Genomic DNA, 21,172 nt, shown 5'->3' with positions numbered 1-21,172 from the left:
TTTATTTCACGCCAGCCAGGGAATCGACGAAGCTCGCATCATAGGTATCGGCGATATCCGGCACGGCGGTAATCTGCCCTTCGGACTTCAGCAGGTCGCCGATGACCGGCCCGCTCGCCCAGAAAGAGGGCAGCTTGTCGGACTTGGCGAGCACGGTGGGCATTTCCGCCAAGGTTGGATTCTCCACCCCGGCCAATTGCGCCTTGGCCGTCGCGACATCCTCACCCAGCGCCTTACCGATGATGGCGTCCGCCTCGTCGGGGTTGGATTTCATATATTCCTCCCCCTGGACAAAGGCCTTGATAAAGCCCGTGATCATGGCGGGATCCGAGGAGATGGTCTTGGGCGTCACCACCAGCACGTCCGTGATCAGCCCCGGGGCCTGCTTGGACGAAAACAGGACATGGAATTTCTTCCCGCCATCGGCCTGCAGAATGCCGGTCACGCTGGGCTCATAGGTCACGCCCACCTTGGTGGAGCCGCCGATCATCACACCCGGCACCCCCTCGGCGGGGACATTGACGGTGGTGATGTCCTTCTCGCTCAACCCGACCTGCTTCAGCGCATAGCCGAGCAGGAAGTCGGACGGGGTCAACGGCGAATAGGCCACCTTCATCCCCTTGAGCTGGGACACGGAGGTGATGTCGTCGGTCGAAACCATCGCATCCGCTCCCGCGGAATAATCGATCGGCATCACGACCTTCAGATTCCAGCCCTTGGCATTGGTGCCGATCACCTGATCGTAAGTCAGCGTGGCCGCCGCCACCTGGCCGGAATAGACGGCGCCGGGGATGGTCGAGGGGTCGCTGAAATTCACCAGCTTGATGTCCAGCCCCTGCTTGGCGAAAAAGCCCTTGGCATCGGCCACGTAGATCGGGCCATAACCGATCCAGGGCGTGATGCCGAGCTTCACCGGCGTCGCCGCGCCGGCCGCCGCCATGCCGGCGCCGAGAAGAGGAAGGGAAATGGCGGCCGCGGCAAAGGCGCGGCGGAGACTGGCGGCGGTACGCGAAGCCCGGATCCGGACAGAGATCATGCTTTCATCCTCGACGGTGGCTGGAAAGGGGAATGCACGGCCAAATTGAATAAATTTTACTCGATTGAGCATAATTTATTCCCTTGTTCTGACGAGGCGAAGCATCAACCCCAAACATTGATGAACAAATGGCCATAAAAATCGCTTAACGCCTGATGGAAAGCACGTACATGGCTTGATATGCCTATTCACTTTCCTTATCAGGAAAGAATGCCCCGCAAAACAGCACCCTTCAAGGGCAATCTCGGCGATGTGGATCTCAGGCTCCTGCGGCTTTTCGCCACCGTGGCGGAGGCGGGCGGCTTCACCGCGGCCGAGGCGGAATTGCAGATTGGGCTATCCACCATCAGCAAGCAATTGAAGGCTTTGGAAACCCGGCTTGGCGTGACGCTGTGCCGGCGCGGGCGCGGCGGCTTCGCCCTGACGGACCAGGGGCGTTCCGTGCTGGCGGCGGTCCGGCAATTGCTGGGCGCCCTGGATGGCTTCCGGGAACGGATGAACAATATCCATACCGAAATCGCGGGCGATCTCAATCTCGGCCTGATCGACACGCTGGTGACGGACCCGAATTTCCGCCTGCCCCATATATTGGCGGCGGCCAAGCGCCGGGCGCCGCGGGTACAGGTGAATATCAGCGTCGATCCGCCGAATCTGCTGGAAAGGGCGGTGCTGGAGGAGCGGCTGCATGCCGCCATCGTTTCCGTGCGCCAGCGCCTGCCGGGCCTGAATTACCGTTTTCTTTATGGCGAACAGAATAATCTCTATTGCGCGGAAACCCACCCGCTCTACCGCTATTGCCCGGACGAAGTGCCCGTGGAGATGCTGATGGATTGCGAGGTGGTGGGGCGCATCTATGCCGAGCAGGACGAGGCGCGCCAATTCGCCAGCGGTCTGGTCCGCACCGCCACGGCCAACGATGTGGAGGGCGTGGCCATATTGGTGCTCACCGGCCGTTATATCGGTTATCTGCCGGACCATTATGTGCGTGCCACGCGCTTTGCCCTGCCGCTGCGCCCGGTGCTGCCCAACCGCTTCGGCTATGCCGTGGAGTTTGAGCTGGCCACCCGCGCACGCGCGCATTTCTCCCCTTCGGCGCTGAATTTCCTCACGGAGCTGGCGCGGGAATATGGGCTGGTGATGGGCGTGTGAGAGGGTTTTGCTTGCACGGGCTGGAAAGTTCGCTTCCCTAAAAGACCCTTTTCGCCGCCGCCGGGCAATGCGTAACCTGCATGAAAGCGACTGCCCAAGAAGGAGGCAATATGGCGTCCGACGAGATTTCAGCCCTGTGCGCCCGCATTGCCGAGACGGCGGCCCTCCCCTTGGCCAAGGCGCGCTCATTGCCCGCCGGGGCTTATATTTCACCGGATTTCTACAAGCTGGAGGAGCAAAAACTCTTCCACGCCGGATGGCTGTGCGTGGCGCATGTTTCGGAAATCCCGGCGACGGGGGACTGCCTGGCGCTGGATATGCTGAACGAGCCCCTGGTGGTCACGCGCGATGCGGCGGGCGGCGTGCATGTGCTCTCACGCGTCTGCCCGCACCGGAATCTGGACATGTTCCCGCTGGAGGATGGCTTTCCCCGCCGCTTCCAGGCCGCGCATCTCGTCTGCGCCTATCATTCCTGGTCCTTCGAGATGGATGGCAAGCTGCGCGGCTGCCCGCACATGCAGGAGGCGGCAGGCTTCGCCAAACAGGATTGGCCATTGAGCGAGGTGCGCGGCGGTGTCTGGAACGGCTTCGTCTTCGTGAATTTCGACGGTGGCGCGCCGCCGCTGGAGGACGTTTACGCAGACCTCGACGATCTGCTCGCCCCCTGGAAATGCGAGGAGATGCGGATCGCCATCAGCATGGATTGGGACTGCGCCTTCAACTGGAAGGTGATGGTGGAGAACTGGATGGAATCCTACCACCATATCGGCGCCCACCGCGCCACGCTGAACCCCATCATGCCCGGCCAGAACACCTGGACGGAGGCTGAGCACCCTTTCCATGTGCATGCGCATCTGCCCTTCACCGCCAAGCTGCGCGCGGAAATCGACGCGCTGAAGGAACGCGGCGCGCCACCCGCGGGCTTCACGCCGATCGCGGGCGTGAGCGACGAGCAAAGCAAGGAATGGGGCCTGTTCGTGGGCCACCCCATATTCATGTTCCTCACCATGCCGGACCGGCTGCTCTGGTACCGCCTCTTCCCCCTCGGCCCGGATCGTTGCCGCCTGCAGACCATGACACTCATCAGCCGCGAGGCGATGGCCTCCCCCGACATCGCCGCGACACTGGGGGAAGAGGTGAAGCTGCTGCGGGATTTCCATCTGGAGGATATGGAGGTGAACCGCGCCGTGCAGGCGGGCTTGAATTCACGCTTCGCCAAACAAGGGCCGCTCAGCCATCTTGAGGAACCTGTCTGGCTCATCCAGCGCCATCTGGCCGCGCGGCTGCGGGATGGCTGGCCCGAACGCGCCACCCGCGCCCCCTATTACGGCCCCCGCGCGGCGGCATGAGCAAGGGGTTCTCGGGCCTGTGGACGCGCTCCCTGCTTGCCTTCCCGGATGGGCGGCGCGATGAGACCACCAAGGTGAAATGGCTGCAAGGCCCCCGCCTGTTCGCCGATCTGCGCCAGCCCACCGGGCGCCCAGCCTGCTGCCTGACGCAAGGGCCGGAGCGGCTTTCCCATGAAGCCAGCCAATGGCTCGCCTCCCAGAGCGGCTTTGCCGGGGTCTTCAGCTTCCAGGACGGCATCGCCGAATGGCGGCGGGAGATCGACTTCCAGCCCCGCGCCGCGCTGCCCGACGCCGGAAGGCTGGAATGGCGGGGGCGCGTGCTGGTCGAGACTGGCCTGCATGTCCCGTATCTCGAACATTGGCACGCGGGAGAGGAGCCGCACGCCCCCAGCTTCGGCCTGAGGCTGCGATCGGCCAGCGATGGCCGGCTCGCCATTCTGGTGCGCTCCGGCCCGCTCTTCATGCTGGCGCGCGACAGGGCGCCCGGCATCGCGCTGAGCGGACCCGACCTGCTCACCTGCCTGGCGGGGGCGGCGGATCCGGCGGCGATGCGGGCCATTCTGGATTGTGAGATCTCGTCCGGACATGTCGAGCCGGGCTGGGTCATCGGCCATTCCACCCTGCCCTGGCGCGAGGGCAAGGCGCTTTGCCTGTCCCTTCACGGGGAAAGCCATTTCAATCTCGACGGCACCCCTTGGGAGATTCTTCACGCGGAAGGAGATTTGTCATTCACCTGATCAAACACCAGCACCTGATCGAACGCGAGCGTGGCGGCGCGCGGCCCTCCCGATGCGCGCGCTTGTAACGGGGGCGGCCAGCGGCATCGGGCTGGCGACAGCCCGGGCCTTTCTGGCGCAAGGGGCGCGGGTGGTGGGGCTGGATATTGCCCGTCCGCCCCAGGACGTGCCCTGGGTCCAGGCGGACATCACCGTTGCCGAAGCGGTCCGCGAATCTGTCGCCCAGGCGGCGGAGAGGCTGGGCGGGTTCGATGTTCTGGTGAACGCCGCCGGGGTGGAGCACGACGCTCCGCTCCACGCGCTGGATGTCGCGGCGCTGGACAAGATGCTCGCCGTCAATCTGCGCGGGCCGATGCTGGTGGCCGCCGCCGCGCTGGCGCACATCGCCAAGGGCGGCGCCATCGTCAATGTCGCCTCGGAACTGGCGTTTCTCGGCCGCGCCAATGCCGCGGGCTATTGCGCCACCAAGGGGGCGATGCTCAGCCTCACGCGTTCATGGGCCCGCGAGCTGGGGCCGGACATCCGGGTGAACGCCGTGGCCCCCGGGCCCATCGACACACCCTTGCTGAATTTCAAGGCCATGAGCCCGGAACTGCAAAAATTGGAAACCGGCAACCCGCTGGGGCGCATCGGCCAGCCAGGGGAGGTCGCCGCGGTCATCCTATTTCTGGCGAGCCCGGCGGCCAGCTTCGTCACCGGCCAATGTTTCAGCGCCGATGGCGGCGCCGCCATGCATTAAAGGAACAGTTAATGGTTGAAAGCGTGTTCATGGCCGAACTCTCCTGGCCGGAATGGGAAGCCAGGATCAAGGCCGGCGCCGTCATCTTCCTGCCCCTGGGCGCCACGGAGCAGCACGGGCCGCATTTGCCGCTGAACGTGGATGTGATTCTGCCCACCGCCATCGCCGAGGCGGTGGCGCGCGGGCTTGGCGGGCTGGTCGCGCCGACCCTGCAATATGGCTATAAATCCATGCCCCGCTCCGGCGGGGGGCAGAGCTTTCCCGGCACCGCCAGCCTGGATGCGGCCACGTTCAGCCATACCATCCGCGATGTGATCCGCGACATGGGCATGCATGGGGCGCGGCGCTTCGTGCTCATCAACGGGCATTTCGAGAATGCCTGGCCCAGTGTCGAGGGGCTGGACCTCGCCCTGCGCGATTTGCGGGCCGAGGGTATCCGCGATGTGACGGCCATGCGCCTCGAATATTGGGATTTCGTGAAAGCCGGAACGCTGGCGCGCATTTTTCCCGACGGCTTCCCCGGCACCGAGTTGGAGCACGCCTCGCTGGTGGAGACCTCACTGATGTTGAGGATACGACCGGATCTCGTGGATCTGGCCAGGATCCCCCAGGAAGGCCGCGCCAGCTTTCCGCCCTACGACATCCACCCGCCGCCGCCAGGCTATCTGCGCGAGAGCGGCGTGCTGGCCGATGCGCGCGGCTCCTCACGCGAGATCGGCGAGTGGCTGTTCAACGACCATGTGGAGATGATCACGGCGGCGGTCCGAAGGGAATTTCCGGGCATGCGGCCTTGATCGTTCCGCCTCGTGCGGGTCATGGGCGCGGCGGTGCATCGGCGTCGAACCAGAACAGGCCACGCGGATCGATCCCGACCGCCTGGCGCCCCGGCACCGTGGGGGCCTCCTGGCAATAACCGCTCAGCACCGGCCCCTGCGCCGCGATGCGCCAGCGCACATGGAACCGCCCCGCCTCGAATGTCACGCTCACCGCCTCGGCGGAAATAGCCTCCCGCGCGGCGCAGGCGGGGCGGACGGCATCGCCCCGCCAGAACAACCGCGCCATGCCGCCGCGCGGCGGCGGGCCGGAGGGGATAAGGTGGCGCCCGCCAAGCTCCACGCCCGGCACGCCATCGCGGGTTGTCACGGGCAGGCGGATCCCGCCCAGGGCACCGGTGAAGCGGGCGATATAAGGCGAGGCGGGGGCCCGCCATAAGGCCATCGGCGTGGCTTGCTGGCTGATCCCCCCCGCCTCCAGCACCGCCACGCTGTCAGCCAGCTTCCAGCAATCCTCCGGATCGTGGCTGACCAGCACGGCGGAGATACCCGCGCCGCGCACGCTCTCGCGCAATTCCTCGCGCAGCAAATCCCGGCTTTCCAGATCCAGGCTGGAAAGCGGTTCATCCAGCAGCAAAAGCCGCGGGCGGCTGGCCAGAGCCCGGGCAATGCCCACGCGCTGCTGCTGCCCGCCGGAAAGCTGCGCCGGGCGGCGGGCGGACACCGCCGCCACCCGCAACCGCTCCAGCAGCGCCAGGGCGGCCTCATTGCGCCTCGCCGTGCCGGGGGGCAGCGCGAGCGCCACATTCTCCAGGCAGCTCAGATGCGGCCAGAGGGCGAAGTCCTGAAACACCATGCCAAGCCCCCTGCCCTCGGCCGGGACGAACAGCCGCGACGCATCGTCAACCAGCCGGCCGCCCAGGCTGATCCGCCCCGCATCCGCGCGGTCCAGCCCGGCGATGAGGCGCAGCAAGCTGGTCTTGCCGGAGCCGGATTCTCCAGCCAGCACCAGCAACTCCCCTTCCGGCAGCGCCAAATCGACATGGCGCAGCACATCGCGCCCGCCGATGCGCCGGGCGACGGCCTCGATCTCAAGGCAGCAGTTCATCGCGCCTCCCGCTCCGCAACGCGCCGTGCCCGGACAGCCGCACGGCCCATGTCAGCCCCACCGCCAGCATGGCCAGCACGCCCATGGCCAGCAGCGCCAATCGCGCCGCCGCGCCGTAGCGCCCCATCATGTCGGCCGAGACAATCGCCACCCCAAGCGGCATCTGCCCTGGGACATAGAGAAGCTCCGAAACCGGCAATTCGAACATCACCGCCCCCACCACCAGCAGCCAGGCATGCAGGGCCGGGCGGATCAACGAGGCGGCCTCGATATCGATGAGGCGCGTCGGCCAGGACAGGGCGAAAATCCGCGCCGCCTCGTCCAGCCGTTCGTCGCGCTGAGCCATGGCCCCGTCCAGCAGCCGGATGGCCATGGGCAGGGCGCCGGCGGCATAGGCGATGACCAGCAGCAGCGCGGTGCCGTAAAGCGGCAGCACGTCGTTGTTGAAGGCCACGACATACCCCGCCCCCAGCACCAGCCCCGGCACGGCCATGTTGGCGGTCAACCCGGCATGGATGACACCGCGAAACAAAGGGTGGCGCCCATGCTGCAACCTGAGCAGCGCCGCGGACACGCAAAGCGCGAGGGAAGCCGCCAGCACACCATAACCCAGGGAGCGTGGAACAGCATGGAGCGCCCCTCCCTCCCCGGCGCCGGCCAGCGCCACCCCCGCCAGCGCCAGCAGCGGCATGGCCAGCCCCAGCCCCCAGAGCAGCAAGGCCGCCACCGCCAAGCCGAGCCGTTCTCCTCCGGCGGGGGGCCTGCGCACCTGCCCGCGCGCCTTGCCATGCACCAGCGCCGCCCGCCAGCGCCGCTGAACCGCGCATTGCAACAGCGTCAGCAGCGCCGCGCTGGCGACCAGCCACCAGCAAAGCAAGGCAGCGCCGGTAAAATCCGTCGGCGTGGTATCGAGGCGCCGATAGATGCTGTAAGTGAGGATCGGAATCCGGGCGGTCACCCCGAGCGTGGCGGGAATGCCGAAGTCCTGCATGGTCTCGATGGCGCCAATGGCGAAGGCCGCGGCCATGGCCGGCAGCACCAGGCGCAGGCTCAGGGCCATGCGCCTCCAACCCGGCAGGCGCAGCACCAAGGCCGCCTCGCGCAAGCTGGCGCTGGCGCTGGCGAATGTCGACCGGGCCACGAACACGGCGAATGGCAAGGCCTTCAGAACATACAGGAACGCAAGCCCGGCCTCCCCCAGGAAGAGATGGCCGAACAGCCCGTTGCGCAGCAGCGGGCGGCTGAACACCACCAGCCAGCCGGTGGTGAGCACATAGCCCGGCAGCAAAAACAACCCCCACAGCCCCAGCCCCAGCGCCCGCGCGGCCAACCCGGACCTGGTTTCCAGCGCATGGGCGATGGCCGCGCCCATGGGGGCCACGATCAACCCGGTCAACAGCGCGAACAAGGTGGAATTCAGCCAAGGCCGCCAGCCCGCCGCCGCATCCGCCGCCGTGCCCAACGGTATCGACACCAGAGGCATCGACACCAGAGGCATCGACACCAGAGGCATCAGCAATAGCCGCGCCAGGGGGTAGAGCAGCACCAGGGCGAGCAATCCCAACAGGGCCGCGCGCGCGGCCCTCATGACCCGGTCATGAGCTTGGCGAACCAGCCATTGATGCTGTTTTCCAGCCCGCCCCAAGCCACCGGATCCAAGGTTTTGGCATCGAGCCCGGACAGGGCCGGCAGGCCGGGCAGCGGCGCTGGCGCGCCCCGCGTGACCGGCCAGTAATAACCATCCGCCTCGCCCCGCGCCTGACGCAGGGCCTGGATGTCCGGCCGCATGACAAAGCGCATGAAACGGGCGGCCTCCTCGCGGTGATGGGCGGAAAGGCCCGCCGCCTCGACCATCACGTTGGGCAGCGCATAAACCGGGCGGGGAACGCCGACCCTGTACCCCGGATGCCGCGCGACATAGAACCAGGCCGCCGAGGATTGCACGATGGCGAGGCCGATGGCCTGGGATTGCAGCGCCGCCAGGGTCGCGTCGTTCTTGGCGAACATCCGCAGCCCGTTGGCTTTCAATGCCTGAACATAGCCCTGCCCGCGCGGCCAGCCGCCGGCATTGTCCAGCATGCCCGCCAGCATCGGGAAGGTGGGACCGGAAATGGAAGGGTCGTTCATTCCCACCTGCCCCCGGTAGGCCGGGGCAAGCAAGGCACGCCAGTTCGCGGGCGGATCAGGCAGGCGCGCCGGGTCGTAGATAAAAACCCCCGCGAGGGTCAGGCCGGTGGGGATATAGGCGCCATCGGCGCTGAGCAGCCCCTTGCCGAGCGGCGTGAGCCCCGCTGGCGCTGGCAGCCCCCGCGCCAGCAGACCGGCCTTGTCCAGCGCGGCGGCGGCGGTGGCGCCGTCGAACCAGGCAATATCCCAGTCCGGATGCCCGCCCTGCGCGGCCATGCGCGCCAGCAGGCTGCCGGTGGACAGCCGCACGACGCTGACCTTGATGCCGGTCTCCCGGCTAAAGGCCGCCGCCACGGCGGGGCCGTAATCCAGCCCCGTATACAGCACCAGGCCCTGATTGGACGCCGGCCACAGCAGCAGCGCGCCAAGCCCCACGATCATCGCCGCCAAAATACCCGCCACCAGCTTGCGCATCCTGAAAACTTCCCTGCTTGCCTGTGGGTTGAACCGGTTAATCGCCGTCGAGGCTGGGAGCGGCCACCATTTCGAACATGACCGCCACGGTCACGTCATAGGTCCGGCCGGCGAAACCGGGCGGTGGCGGCGGATAATGCGCGAGGCGGGCGGCCTTCAGGGCGGCTTCGTCCAGCAACGGAAACCCGCTGGAGCGGACCAGGGAAATATCCGCCACCACGCCGTTGCGGTAGATGAACCGGACCTCCGGCGTGCCGGTCTCATGCGCCATCTGCGCCGCCGCGGGATAAACCCGCCCCACCACGCCCTGCACGGCCTGGCGCATGGCGACGCGGAAGGCATCGACCTGCCCGAGCGAGGGAGCGGGCGGCAAGGCGGGGACCGGTGGTTGGGGCGATATGGGCGGCGCCACGGGGAGCGGCGCGGGCTTTGCGGTAGGCTTTGCGGTGGGCTTTTCCACGGACTTTGCGGTAGGCTTTGCGGTGGGCTTTTCCACGGGCTTTGCGACAGGCTTTGCGACAGGCTTTGCGACGGGTTTGGGCGGCGGCGCATGATGCGGCACCGCATGGCGCACCGGGCGCGCCGGCACGGGTTGGGGAGGCGGCTTTGGCAAGGCGGGTGCTGGAACCGGCGGGGGTGGAGGCGCCACGCGCGGCGGCGTCACCGGTTGCGCCGGCAAGGCGGATTTGGGCTGTGGGGGCGGAGAGGGTCTGGGAACGGGTGGCGCCGCCTCGATGGAGATTTTCACCACGGAGGGATGCAGCGCGGCGGGGCGCGGCGTCCTGAAAACCGGCAACAGCACCCCAATGGCCGCCAATTCCAGCAGCAGCCCGGCTCCCAGGGCCAGCACGAAACGGCGCGTGTCCCGCCGCGGGGTCTCCCAGCTTGCATCGATGCTCATGCTGGCGGGCCGTTAAGGGCTATCCGCGCCCGGAAGCGCGGCAATGCCGATATCCGTGACGCCGGCTTTTTTCGCCGCGTCGATCACGGTCATGAAATGCTGAAAGGCGGTGGCTTTATCGGCGGCGATGGTCACGTCCGTCTTGTCCGGCGCGCCATCGCCCGCGAACAAGGCGGTCAGGCCCTCCGGGGTCAGCAGCTTGCCCTTTACCTTGATGGTGCCGTCCGGCAGCACATTCACCACGAATGCCGGATGCGGCAATGGCTGTGCCTGCGAGGCGTTGGGAAGCTGCATGCGCACCCCCGCGTCCGGGATCATCCGCATCGTGAGGATGATGAAAAACACAAGCAGAAACAGCATCACGTCGATCATCGGAATGATCTCGATGCGGGCCTTGCGGCGTTCGAAATAGCGCATCGTCATCGGATCAGGCGGCGGCCTGCATGGTGCCGGGCTGCTTCGCGGGCAACACCGGGGCGCCATCGGTCCGGTTGATGATCATGGTTTTCAGGGAATCAAGCTGATGCACGATCAGCCGGACCTGATTGGACAGCGCATTAAACCCGGCCAGCCCCAACATGGCGATGAACAGGCCAAAGGCGGTGGCGACCAGCGCGTCCGCGACACCGCCGGTGACTTCCGAAGGCGCGTGACCAGGCTGCGCGAGAATGTTGAAGGCATGGAACATGCCGATGATGGTGCCGAACAGACCCATGAGCGGCGCCAGGGTGATCACCGTGTCAAGCAGCCAGAGCCTGCGGTCGAGGGAGGGAGCAACCAGCATCACCGTTTCATCCAGGCGGCTGGCCATGGTTTCGGCATTCACCGCGCCCTGGTAGCGCATCGCCGTCCCCAGCAATGCTTCTTCCGGCAGGTTCCGGGCCTGCTGGAGCAGGAGGGCAAGCTCCCCCTGGCGCAGGGCGGGCAGAGCCGCCGCCGCGTGGATGATGGACTGGCCATGCAAGATCGCGCGGCGCAGGCTCCAGAATCTGTCGAGCATGACCGCCAGGGCGAGCAAGAGCAGAAGCGCCATCAGATAGAGAATGCCATCCGAATAATTGGCCAGATAAACGATATATTTGACGGACATGTTACAGGCTCCTGGTTTGACCCGCGTTACACCAAAGACAGTGCCATTCAGTGTGACAAATCAGAGTCAATCGACCGTGGCGGGCACAGTTTGCCCCCCCGGCGCGTGGCTGAATGATGACGATCCCAACGAGTGGGCGACCCGCCGGTCCTGGCGGCTCACCCATGAGTTGCAAGGGCGCGACACTACAGAGACGAGCCAAAGCCAATCGGCACGCTCACCGAGGCGAAGGCCGCGAAGCCGGTGAGCCGGTAATAAAGCAGATCGCCCGCATTGTTGGTGCCGTTATCGAAAATGATCTGTTTCTGGTTGGTGATGTTATCCAGATTCAGCTTCACCTTGATCGGATCCTTGCGTGGATTGTCATGGTTGAAGGTGTAGGCCAGCGTGACATTCACGACATTGTAGGGATCGTACCAGCCACCCGGCGATTTGCCGGAAGCGGCACTGCCCTCGGCTTGGCCATTGGCGACATTCACGCCAGTATCGCCGCTATATTCACCACCTGTCCATTGGTCGATGATCGCGGCATAAAACCCATGCGCGCTGTAAATCGCCCCAAGATTGGCGGTGCCTTGCGGCGCCTGCGCGATCTTGACATTGGTGGAGGTCTTGAAGGCCTGGTTATAACCGGCATTGCCGAACAGAGTGACACCGCTATCGAAATGATAGGCCGCCTCGCCTTCGATGCCGCGATAGATGACGCCGCCGTTATTGTAATAGATGGTCTCGTTGGTGTTGTTAACCTTGACTTTTTCATGGTCGATATAGTTTTGGAAATGGATGTTGTAGACATCCCCGCCCAGTGCCCAATGCCGGTCCTGATAGACGAGCCCGCCCTGAAAATTGATCGTGCTTTCCGGCTGCACGCTCTCGCTGTCGAGCGCCGTGGTGTAGAACGTGTTGAGGTTCGGCGCCAGAAACCCTTCAGCCGCCTGGACATAACCGGACAGGTTGGGCGTGAACGCGTATTTGGCGTCGAACGAGGGCAGCAGCTTCTGGTAATTATGCGTGTAGCCCGTTTCAACCTCGGTCTTCTGGTTCACCGGCGCATTCAGGGCGCGGCGGAAATAGGCCCATTTCAAACCGCCCGACAAGGTCAGCTTGCTGGTCACGCGCCAATCGACCTGGCCGTAAGGCTGGAAGGTGTAAAGCTGGTTATGCTGCAAACGTTCGATGGAGCCATTATCATTGGTGGGGGTCACCAGCCCGCCATTGCTGTCCGCCGGATCGTAATTGATGGCGTTGGCGTCGGTAAGCGACACATTCTGCACGAAGCGCGTATTCACCTGATGGTCGAACCAAAAGCCGGTCTTCACATCGCCCCAGCCAAGATCCTTCTGCAGACGTTGAATGGTGCCGACGGAGCGATAATCCATCAGGAAGGTCTGCCCGGGGATTCCCGGTTGCGCCGTGCCGCCGGGGGTCAACACCACCTCGTTGGGCACAGCGCCCGCCGCCACGTCCTGCGTGACGCCATCGGCCAGCGTGTCGTTCGGATCGTCGCCGTTCAGATCGTGATGGTAATAGGCATAGGTGTAGATCTTGCCATCGTACAGAAACCCGTCCCCAAGGTTGGAGCGCAGATCGGCATATTCCATATCCGTGGTGATATGGTCGTTATTATAGCGCCAGTAGGCCTGGGAAGCGGGATTGTCGCTATAGGCGTAATTCCAGCCCAGCGCGTCCATCTGCGACAGCGTGGCGCCCATCGGCTGGTTCTGGTAAAGCTGGTTGTAATCGGCCATCAAGGTCAGCGTGGTGCTGTGGCTGAGCGGCAAAACCAGCTTGCCGAAAAAATTGGTCCGCTGCTGGGTGGCGTGCTGCAAGGCGCCGTCGCTCTGGACATGCTCGACCTCGACCACGCCGGCGGCTCCGTTCAGGGAGGGCATCGCCCCGGTATCCAGACGGATGCTGTTATCGGTGGTATTGTAGCTGCCATAGGAGCTGTCGATGGTCGCCTTCGCCACGGGCGAGGGGTTGATGGTGCGCAGGGAGATGGTGCCGCCGAACGTCGCATCGCCCACCGTATCCGCCTCTCCTGGACCACGGTCGACAATCGTTTGCCCGATCATCGAATTGGTGAAGAAAGATGTCGAATGATGGGTAAAATCGTTGGAATCGCCAAAGGGAATACCATCGAAGGTGACGTTGTACTGACCATCCTGGAAGCCACGGATGGTGGGGCCGGAACTCTCCGCCAGACCCGGCCCGTTCGGGCTGATATTGTTCACCGAAGGCGTCAGGCGGGCGATGTCGGCCCAGCTTTGCGTGCCCGTGAGCAGATGATCCACGGTATGCTTGTCGACCACGGATGTCGGCTGCGTGGAATGCAGCGGCGCCTTGGAGGGGGCCGCATAAGGCGCCGTGCCGGGCATATTGATCAAGTTCGAAGGGTTATCCGTGCCGCTGGCCAGAACAGAACCAAGATCCAGATTCACGGCCGTACCCGCGCTTTGCGCAAAAGCGGCCGGAGCCGCCATGAAGCCGGCCAAGCCGACATAAAGACCGCGCATCGAGCACACGCAGCGCAGCGCCGAGCGCGTGCGATGCCCCCAAGGACCAGGCATGATGAAGACTCCCGTTGATTTGTGTAGCGCTTACTACCAAACAAAAATTTTTGTATGTTTTACTACTTGATGATTCTTTTATTGCAGATCGAAGACTCAAACCCGCCGTGAATCCCTCACATCAAACGGCTGCGCAACCTGTCCGCGCGCAACCGCTCGCGCTGATCCGTCAGGCGAAAAATCGCGGCGTAAACAGCGACGAACGCCCCCAGGCAATTTCCGCCGACGATCAGGAACATCAGCAATATCTGGTATTTCGCCGCGGAGATCGGATCCATCCCCGCGAGCAGCTGGCCGGTCATGATTCCAGGCAAGGTGATGATGCCCGCCGCATTCATGACATTGATGGTCGGGATCAACGCGGTCCGGATGGCGCGCCGGGATGCCCCCTGCAAGGCCGCATACCGCCCCTCCCCCAACGCCAGGCGCGCCTCGATGGAGGCGCGTTCACGGCTGACCGCCCCCAGGAAACCATTCAGGGCCAGGCTCACCGCATTCATCACATTGCCCAGCAGAATGCCCGCCAGGGGCAAGGCCTCGCGCGCATCGTACCAGGGCACCGGGCGCAGGGCCGTCGTCAAGGCCAGCACGCAGACGATGAAGCTGGCCGGCACGATGGCGCTGCCCGCGGTGAGCAATTGCCAACGGCCTGGCAAGCGGTGTTCCTGGCGGGCGCCAACCTCCCAGCTGGCGGCGGCGGCCATCGCTCCGGCGGCCAACAGCGTCAGGGCCAGGCTTGAGCTGTCGAAGATCAACCGCAGCACGAACCCGACCAGCAGAAGCTGCGCCACCATCCGCAATGCCGCGATCAGCAGCGTGCGGTGCACTTGCAACGACAAAGCCAGGGACAAACCCGCGCAGAGCAGCACCAGAGACGAGGTGACCGCCAGGCTGGCGAAAGATAAATTCACGGGGTTCACGACGCGTGCTCGACCAAGGCATCCGCCGACATCAGATAACGCCGATGCGCGATGCGCCGGGCCTGGGCCTCGTTATGCGTGACCACCACCAGCCCCAGGCCGGAGGCGGCCAGCTTGGCCAACAACGCCTCCATGCGCAGGCTCGATGCTTCGTCCAATGCCGAGGTCGGTTCGTCCAGCAGCAGGAATTTCGGCTCGCGGATCACCGCCCGCACCAGCGCCATGCGCTGACGCTCACCGGTCGAAAGCTGATGGACCGGCGCATCCAGCAGCCCTTCATCCAAGCCCAGCAACGGCAAAAGCGGCAGCGCCGCCTCGACCGGGCGCATATGGGCGCGCACATGCATCTCCCACCAACCCGGCTCCGCCGGATTATACATCACCTGACGGCGCCATTGTGGCGCGGGCATGGAGTCACGCGACACACCCGCCAACGACACCTGCCCGTGATTTTCATCCAGATCCGCGATCATCCGCAGCAACAGGCTCTTGCCGACGCCGGAAGGGCCGGAAATCACGACACATTCCCCAGCGCCGACGCTCAAATCGAATGGCCCGCCGGCCAGGCCGGTGAGCCCGCGCACTTCAAGCCGCATGATCAACGCCGCCTTTCTTGGTCTTGCCAGGCCTGCCCCGCGCCCGGCGCAGCCAGTCCGCGCGCCGCTCGGCACGACGCTGGGCGGGACGGCTCTGGCCGAGCAGGCAGGAACAGGCACCAGGCATTTTGTAGTATCTGCTACATAAGCTAAAAAGCCTCCGCAAGCACGACTGAATTGACAATTCAATGAAACCACGCCGCAAGAACAGCATATCATCGCCCCAAGCCGCCCCCGAGCCCCCCATGCCGGAAGACCCGCTGATGGCGCGCCTGAGCACCCGGGAAGCCGCGATGCCGCCGGCCATGCTGCGGGTCGCGCATTTTCTCAACCGCAACCGGGTGGCGATCCTGACGCATTCCGCCGCGGAGCTGGCCGCGCTGACCGGCACCTCGGATGCAACCGTCATCCGCACCGTTCAGACGCTGGGTTTTCAAGGCTTGGCTGAGTTGCGCCAATCCATCGCCGCGGGCATCGGCAATTCCTCCGCGCCCTTGCAGCATATGCGCCAGACACTGGACGAGGTGGGCAGCAAGGAGCCCGCCGCCGTGGATATTGTCCTGGACACCCATGCCGACTCACTGGCCAAAATGCGCGAACCCAAGGCCCGCGAGCAGATCTACAAGGCCGTGGCGCTGCTGCGGGAAGCGGAAAGGATCGTCATATACGCGGCGGGGCCATCCAGGCCGCTGGCGGAATATCTGCGCCTGCTGATGGGCCGCCACGGCCAGCCCGCCAAGGTGATCGGCCAGGGCGGGCTGGGGCTGGCCGACGAACTGCTCGACCTGTCCGGGCGCGACCGCTTGCTGCTTCTCTCCTACGGCAAACCGTATAAGGAGGTACAGCTCGTGGCCGCCGAGGCGGCCATTGCCGGCATTCCCATCGTTCTGGTGACGGACGCCCCCAGCGGCAAGCTCGCGCGCGCCGCCCAGGCCATCATTACGGCCCGGCGCGGACGGACCGAGCGCGTGGCCCTGCATGGCGCCACATTGATTGCCCTGGAAGCCTTGGTGATGGGATTGGCCGTCTCTCACCATGGCCGCACGATCGGCACATTGACCCGTCTTGGCCATTTGAGAAGCGCGCTCGACTGAGTGCCAGGCGATGGTTGCGGAGCCGCCGCCATCAACGACAAGCCGCTTGCGCCCCGCTCCTTCAAGACAATGCCCGGCAAGCTAACGATGATCGCCGCCCCTGAAAAACGACTTCAAGATTTTAGGATTTGGTCTCTTGCCGCAAAAAGAGACTGGTGTTTTGAAGCGCTTTTAAAACCGCCTCAAACCCCGCGGAAAAATTTGCCGGTTTCACGCCCTGACCGTCTCTCCCCGAAAGGGCGATCGACCCGGCCGATGGCGCTTCCATCTTCCTGACAACCTGCAAGCGAACAGGCTTTTCCTGCACACGCGGCCTCGTGAAAACGAGCCCATATCGGCAGCGTTTGGTCCAAGCTCAACGCGAACAACATGACCACAACGATGCATGGATTAAAAAACAGACAGAGACAGACTATAAAATATGCGTGTGAACCAATCATGGCTGTTGGCCTGACGAACCTCACGATGCTCGACGCCGAAAATCGCGTTCCAATCCACACGCGTCGATCATCCGCCAAACGATATGCGCCGCACGTGAATCCTGCGCGTCATTTGTCTACATAACATTGATTTTGCTTTTATTTTCAGAGATTCGTCAAAGAGGCGCGCCTAACTGAATAAGGCATTTTTGCTGTCCATTTTTGTTTGTGTAAAAACAACTGGCATGATGGTTGCTTAATCGCCTTGAGGCAGGAGGTCCGGTAGCAGCGGCCCCGCCTTGGCGATTGAATTGCATGGCTCCAAGAGCCGGCTGGGGAGTTTAAGGATGGCAAATCCGTATACGCAGGGTCTGCGCGCGGACAACGAAATTGTGACCGAAACCGTACGGTCCCACTATGATTTTATCGTTTGCGGAGGTGGCTCGGCCGGCTGTGTCGTGGCCAGGCGTTTAGCCGAGGACGAAAATGTCAGCGTTCTCTTGATTGAGGCGGGCGGCAGCGACCGTGTTCCATCGATCATCGATTCCACCCAATGGATGTGGAATATCGGGACGGAACGCGACTGGGGATATAAGGCGCAGCCTTCGAAAACCGTGAATGGCCGAACACCGCTCCTGCCCATGGGCAAGGTGCTTGGCGGCGGTTCGAGCATCAACGGGTCCGTCTGGGCCCGCGGCCACAAACATGATTTCGACAATTGGGCCGAAGCCGCCGGCGACGATGACTGGAACTATGAATCCGTTCTGGAGATCTACCGGACCGTCGAGGATTGGCAAGGAAAACCAGACGCTCACCGCCGCGGCAAAGGCGGGTTGCTGAATATTCTGCAGCCTGACAATCCCATTCCGCTGGTTTCAGGATTGATCGAAGGAGCCGTGAATATCGGCATCCCCTTCGTGGAAGACATTAACGCCGCCCCCATGGAAGGAGATGGCGGCTGCGGTCTGCCCAATGTTCTCGTGCAGGACGGCAACCAGCGCGTGTCGATGGCCGCGACCTATATCCATCCCTTCATGGGCAAACCAAATCTGGATGTTTTACTCTGCGCGGAGATCGTCAAGATCGAGATGGAGGGCGCCAAGGCGACCGGCGTCACCTTCGTCCGGCGCGGCCAGACCTACACGGTCAACGCCAACAAGGAGATCATCCTGTCCCTGGGGGCAATCAACACACCGAAACTGCTCATGCTGTCGGGGATTGGCGAGGAGGCCGAACTCAACCGGCACGGAATCGACATCGTTCATAAGCTCCCTGGTGTAGGCAAGAACTTTCAAGACCATATCCTGCTTGCCGGTTGTGTCTGGGAATATATCACGCCGGAGCCGCCACGGAACAACGCGGCTGAGTTCGTCTTCATCGCCAAGAGCGATCCGTCGCTGAAAACACCGGACCTGATGCCCGTCTTGGAAGAAACCCCCTTCGCCAGCGAAGTCACCGCCACGCAATATGACGTGCCCGTGGGGCCGGCTTCGGCCTGGACCCTGGCACCCGGCCTGGCCCGCCCTGACAGCCGCGGACAGATTCTGCTGGCCAGCGCCAATCCTTTCGACGCGCCCTTGATCGAGGCGAACTTCCTGTCCACCGAAACGGACATCAAGGCCTTGCTTCGCTGCATCGAAATGCTGCGTGAAATCGGCAATTCCAGCTTTTGCGCGCCCTATCGCAAACGTGAAGTGATGCCCGGAAATCTCAAGGGCAAGGAGATGACGGATTTCATACGAAACGCATCCGGAACATATTTTCATCAAAGCTGCACTTGCAAGATGGGACGCGACGAGATGTCCGTCGTCGATGGCCGCCTGCGGGTTTACGGAATTCAGAATCTGCGCATCGCCGATGCCTCGATCATGCCGGAAATCTCCACGGGCAACACCATGGCGCCCACGGTCGTGATCGGCGAACGCGCCGCGCAAATCATCAAAAAAGATTACGGTTTCAACTGAGTGACGGAGATCTGACCATCATGAACGCACTAACGCCACACCCCATGCTCTCCGCCGCAGCGGGGGCCTTCATCGCCTCGCCTCACAAAATGCTGATTGGCGGGGAATGGCGCAATGCCGTGTCCGGCGCCACGATCGATGTGGAAGATCCATGCACGGGCAAGGTGATCGCAAAAGTCCCCGCCGCCGAAACGGCCGATATCGACCTGGCCGTGGCGGCGGCGCGCCAGGCGCTGGATGGTCCCTGGAGTAAAATGACCGGCCTGGAACGCGGCAAGCTCATTTCACGCTTTGCCTCACGGCTGGAGGAGCTGGCCGATGAGATGGCGGAGATCGAAGCCATCGATTGCGGCAAGCCCGTGACCTATGCGCGTTATGTCGATGTCGGGTTGAGCGCCACGACCTATCATTACATGGCGGGCTGGGCCAGCAAGATCAGCGGCGAGACCGTCGGTGTTTCCGCCCCGGGTGAGTTCCATGCCTTCACCTTGCGTGAACCCGTGGGCGTGGTCGCGCAGATCGTTCCCTGGAACTTTCCTCTTGTTCTGACCGCCTACAAACTCGCCCCCTCTCTGGCGGCGGGCTGCACGGCCATCATCAAGCCGGCCGAGCTGACCCCGCTCTCGACCCTGCGTCTGGCGCAAATCGCCGAGGAAGTCGGCTTCCCGCCGGGGGTCATCAACGTGGTCACAGGCTATGGCGCCACGGCCGGGGCCGCGCTGGCCGAGCATCCTGGTGTCGACAAGATCGCCTTCACCGGCTCCACGGATGTCGGCAAGGCCGTGGCGCGCGCGGCAACGGGCAACCTCAAGCGCGTGACCTTGGAGCTGGGCGGCAAGGCGCCGATGATCGTGTTTCCCGATGCGGATCTGGATAAGGCGATCCCGGGACTGGCTGGGGCCATCTTCTTTCATCAGGGGCAGGTCTGCACGGCCGGCACACGGCTTTTTGTCCATAAATCCATTCATGACCGCGTCGTCGAAGGAATCGCCGCGGAAGCCAAGAAACTCGTCGTTGGCCACGGGCTTGAGCAAGCGACGACAATGGGCCCCTTGATTTCCGGCCGGCAGCGCGAACGCGTGCTGGGGTACATCGATGAAGGCCGCAAGGCTGGCGCGGAATTCGTCTGCGGCGGCAAATCATATGGCGAATCCGGCTATTTTCTGGAGCCAACGGTTCTGGCCGGCACCAATTCCAGCATGTCCGTGGTGAAGGAGGAAATTTTCGGGCCGGTGCTCTGCGCCATGGCCTTCGATGATGACGATATGGAAACATTGGCCCACAAGGCCAATGAGAGCGATTTTGGCCTGTCCGCCAGCATCTGGACGCGCGACCTCTCCACCGCGCACAAAATGGCCCGGCGCATCAAAGCCGGCAGCGTGTGGATCAACATGCATCATTTCTTCGACCCCGCCCTGCCATTCGGCGGATACAAGCAATCCGGCTGGGGCCGCGAGCAGGGGGCGGAAGCCATCCGCACCTTCACCGAGGTCAAATCCGTTTGCGCGGCTCTGTAAACCAAAAACGATAAGCTCAAGGAGTGTTCCGTAAATGTCGGAAGGTTTGAAAACATTCGCGGCACAGGTTTCACCTGGCGCCTATACTTCTGATATCTTCTATATGCTTGGCTGCTTTGGCGTTCTTCTCGGCATGGTGGCGCTCACCTTGCTCGATGCCGGCATCGTCAACCGCAAGAATGTCATCGACACCATCGTGCAGAAATGGGTCTGCGGGATCATCGGCGGCGGCGCCTATCTCGTGCTGGGTTATGGCATGTGGAACTGGCAAATCTATCAGGCGCTTGGCATTCCGCATCCGCTGGCGCAGTCCTTGTCGGACTGGTCGATCTTCGGGCCGAATTTCACCACTTACGCGCAGCACCTCGATCCGGCGAATGTGCCCGGCGCGGATACCGTACAGATTTTCGGCGCGTTTTTCGTGCTGTTCATCATGTTGATCTGCATGATGATGCACGGCGCCGGGGTCGAGCGGATGAAGCCTCTGCCCGCCTATATCATGTCGCTTCTGATCGGTGGCAATTTCAACCCGATCCTGGCCTATCTGACCTACAGCTCGGCCAGCCCGCTCACCAATAACGGCCTGCATGATTTCGTCGGCGATTTCGT

General features: G+C 63.6%; 19 protein-coding genes and 1 pseudogene. 9 read left to right on the top strand and 11 right to left on the bottom strand.

The genetic code is table 11. The features are described 5' to 3' along the window. Nucleotide 1: 1 nt before the first annotated feature. Nucleotides 2-1,036, bottom strand: coding sequence for an ABC transporter substrate-binding protein (locus tag AB7D48_RS16400; protein ID WP_427981388.1), 1,035 nt, complete (start codon nucleotides 1,034-1,036; stop codon nucleotides 2-4). 210 nt (nucleotides 1,037-1,246) lie between these two features. Here AB7D48_RS16400 and AB7D48_RS16395 point away from each other — a divergent pair, with 210 nt between their 5' ends. From AB7D48_RS16395 to AB7D48_RS16375, 5 genes are all read left to right on the top strand, one after another. Continuing rightward, nucleotides 1,247-2,185: a LysR family transcriptional regulator gene (locus tag AB7D48_RS16395; protein ID WP_427981386.1), complete on the top strand. Its 939-nt coding sequence runs from the start codon at nucleotides 1,247-1,249 to the stop codon at nucleotides 2,183-2,185. Nucleotides 2,186-2,295: 110 nt separating this feature from the next. Beyond that, a complete protein-coding gene (locus tag AB7D48_RS16390) occupies nucleotides 2,296-3,534 on the top strand; it encodes an aromatic ring-hydroxylating oxygenase subunit alpha (RefSeq protein WP_427981384.1) in 1,239 nt (412 codons plus the stop codon). Then, nucleotides 3,531-4,271 (top strand): hypothetical protein, encoded by a 741-nt coding sequence (locus tag AB7D48_RS16385; RefSeq protein ID WP_427981382.1) that lies wholly within the window; start codon nucleotides 3,531-3,533, stop codon nucleotides 4,269-4,271. The genes AB7D48_RS16390 and AB7D48_RS16385 overlap by 4 nt, the downstream gene beginning before the upstream one ends. Before the next feature lie 52 nt (nucleotides 4,272-4,323). Further along, nucleotides 4,324-5,010 carry an SDR family NAD(P)-dependent oxidoreductase gene (locus AB7D48_RS16380; protein WP_427981380.1) on the top strand — a complete coding sequence of 229 codons (687 nt, stop codon included), beginning with the start codon at nucleotides 4,324-4,326 and terminating at the stop codon, nucleotides 5,008-5,010. Between the two features lie 11 nt (nucleotides 5,011-5,021). Next, complete coding sequence (locus tag AB7D48_RS16375) at nucleotides 5,022-5,804, top strand: creatininase (protein WP_427981378.1); 783 nt, start codon at nucleotides 5,022-5,024, stop codon at nucleotides 5,802-5,804. A gap of 19 nt (nucleotides 5,805-5,823) precedes the next feature. Here AB7D48_RS16375 and AB7D48_RS16370 read toward each other — a convergent pair whose 3' ends face one another. The 10 genes from AB7D48_RS16370 to AB7D48_RS16325 all read right to left on the bottom strand — a co-directional run bounded on the left by AB7D48_RS16370 (nucleotide 5,824) and on the right by AB7D48_RS16325 (nucleotide 15,696). After that, on the bottom strand, nucleotides 5,824-6,891 hold the full coding sequence (locus tag AB7D48_RS16370; protein ID WP_427981376.1) for an ABC transporter ATP-binding protein: 1,068 nt from the start codon (nucleotides 6,889-6,891) through the stop codon (nucleotides 5,824-5,826). Continuing rightward, a complete protein-coding gene (locus tag AB7D48_RS16365; protein WP_427981374.1) occupies nucleotides 6,875-8,479 on the bottom strand; it encodes an ABC transporter permease in 1,605 nt (534 codons plus the stop codon). Before AB7D48_RS16365 ends, AB7D48_RS16370 begins: the two co-directional genes overlap by 17 nt. Then, nucleotides 8,476-9,492, bottom strand: coding sequence for an ABC transporter substrate-binding protein (locus AB7D48_RS16360; protein ID WP_427981372.1), 1,017 nt, complete (start codon nucleotides 9,490-9,492; stop codon nucleotides 8,476-8,478). The genes AB7D48_RS16365 and AB7D48_RS16360 overlap by 4 nt, the downstream gene beginning before the upstream one ends. Before the next feature lie 37 nt (nucleotides 9,493-9,529). Beyond that, the gene (locus AB7D48_RS16355) at nucleotides 9,530-10,393 is read right to left on the bottom strand and encodes an energy transducer TonB (protein WP_427981369.1); all 864 of its coding nucleotides are present in this window, start codon (nucleotides 10,391-10,393) and stop codon (nucleotides 9,530-9,532) included. A 12-nt stretch (nucleotides 10,394-10,405) separates the two neighbouring features. Then, nucleotides 10,406-10,816 (bottom strand): ExbD/TolR family protein, encoded by a 411-nt coding sequence (locus AB7D48_RS16350; RefSeq protein ID WP_427981367.1) that lies wholly within the window; start codon nucleotides 10,814-10,816, stop codon nucleotides 10,406-10,408. Nucleotides 10,817-10,820: 4 nt separating this feature from the next. After that, the gene (locus tag AB7D48_RS16345; RefSeq protein WP_427981364.1) at nucleotides 10,821-11,483 is read right to left on the bottom strand and encodes a MotA/TolQ/ExbB proton channel family protein; all 663 of its coding nucleotides are present in this window, start codon (nucleotides 11,481-11,483) and stop codon (nucleotides 10,821-10,823) included. Between the two features lie 185 nt (nucleotides 11,484-11,668). Then, nucleotides 11,669-14,053: a TonB-dependent receptor gene (locus AB7D48_RS16340; protein ID WP_427981362.1), complete on the bottom strand. Its 2,385-nt coding sequence runs from the start codon at nucleotides 14,051-14,053 to the stop codon at nucleotides 11,669-11,671. 116 nt (nucleotides 14,054-14,169) lie between these two features. After that, nucleotides 14,170-14,973 (bottom strand): ABC transporter permease, encoded by an 804-nt coding sequence (locus AB7D48_RS16335; protein ID WP_427981359.1) that lies wholly within the window; start codon nucleotides 14,971-14,973, stop codon nucleotides 14,170-14,172. After that, the gene (locus AB7D48_RS16330; RefSeq protein ID WP_427981356.1) at nucleotides 14,970-15,569 is read right to left on the bottom strand and encodes an ABC transporter ATP-binding protein; all 600 of its coding nucleotides are present in this window, start codon (nucleotides 15,567-15,569) and stop codon (nucleotides 14,970-14,972) included. Before AB7D48_RS16330 ends, AB7D48_RS16335 begins: the two co-directional genes overlap by 4 nt. Continuing rightward, nucleotides 15,559-15,696: a hypothetical protein gene (locus tag AB7D48_RS16325; RefSeq protein WP_427981354.1), complete on the bottom strand. Its 138-nt coding sequence runs from the start codon at nucleotides 15,694-15,696 to the stop codon at nucleotides 15,559-15,561. Before AB7D48_RS16325 ends, AB7D48_RS16330 begins: the two co-directional genes overlap by 11 nt. A gap of 61 nt (nucleotides 15,697-15,757) precedes the next feature. On the opposite strand from AB7D48_RS16325, the gene AB7D48_RS16320 reads away from it, so the two are divergent. The 4 genes and pseudogenes from AB7D48_RS16320 to AB7D48_RS16305 all read left to right on the top strand — a co-directional run. Beyond that, entirely contained in the window at nucleotides 15,758-16,663 is a 906-nt protein-coding gene (locus tag AB7D48_RS16320) for a MurR/RpiR family transcriptional regulator (protein ID WP_427981352.1), read from the top strand. A 766-nt stretch (nucleotides 16,664-17,429) separates the two neighbouring features. Next, nucleotides 17,430-19,046, top strand: coding sequence for a GMC family oxidoreductase (locus tag AB7D48_RS16315; protein WP_427981350.1), 1,617 nt, complete (start codon nucleotides 17,430-17,432; stop codon nucleotides 19,044-19,046). A gap of 20 nt (nucleotides 19,047-19,066) precedes the next feature. Continuing rightward, nucleotides 19,067-20,563, top strand: coding sequence for an aldehyde dehydrogenase family protein (locus AB7D48_RS16310; RefSeq protein ID WP_427981348.1), 1,497 nt, complete (start codon nucleotides 19,067-19,069; stop codon nucleotides 20,561-20,563). A gap of 34 nt (nucleotides 20,564-20,597) precedes the next feature. After that, nucleotides 20,598-21,172 (top strand): annotated as a pseudogene (locus AB7D48_RS16305) (ammonium transporter); the annotation flags it as partial.

Source organism: Acidocella sp. (genome assembly GCF_050253495.1).
Lineage (GTDB): Bacteria > Pseudomonadota > Alphaproteobacteria > Acetobacterales > Acetobacteraceae > Acidocella.
This window is presented reverse-complemented; position numbering and strand designations above follow the sequence as displayed.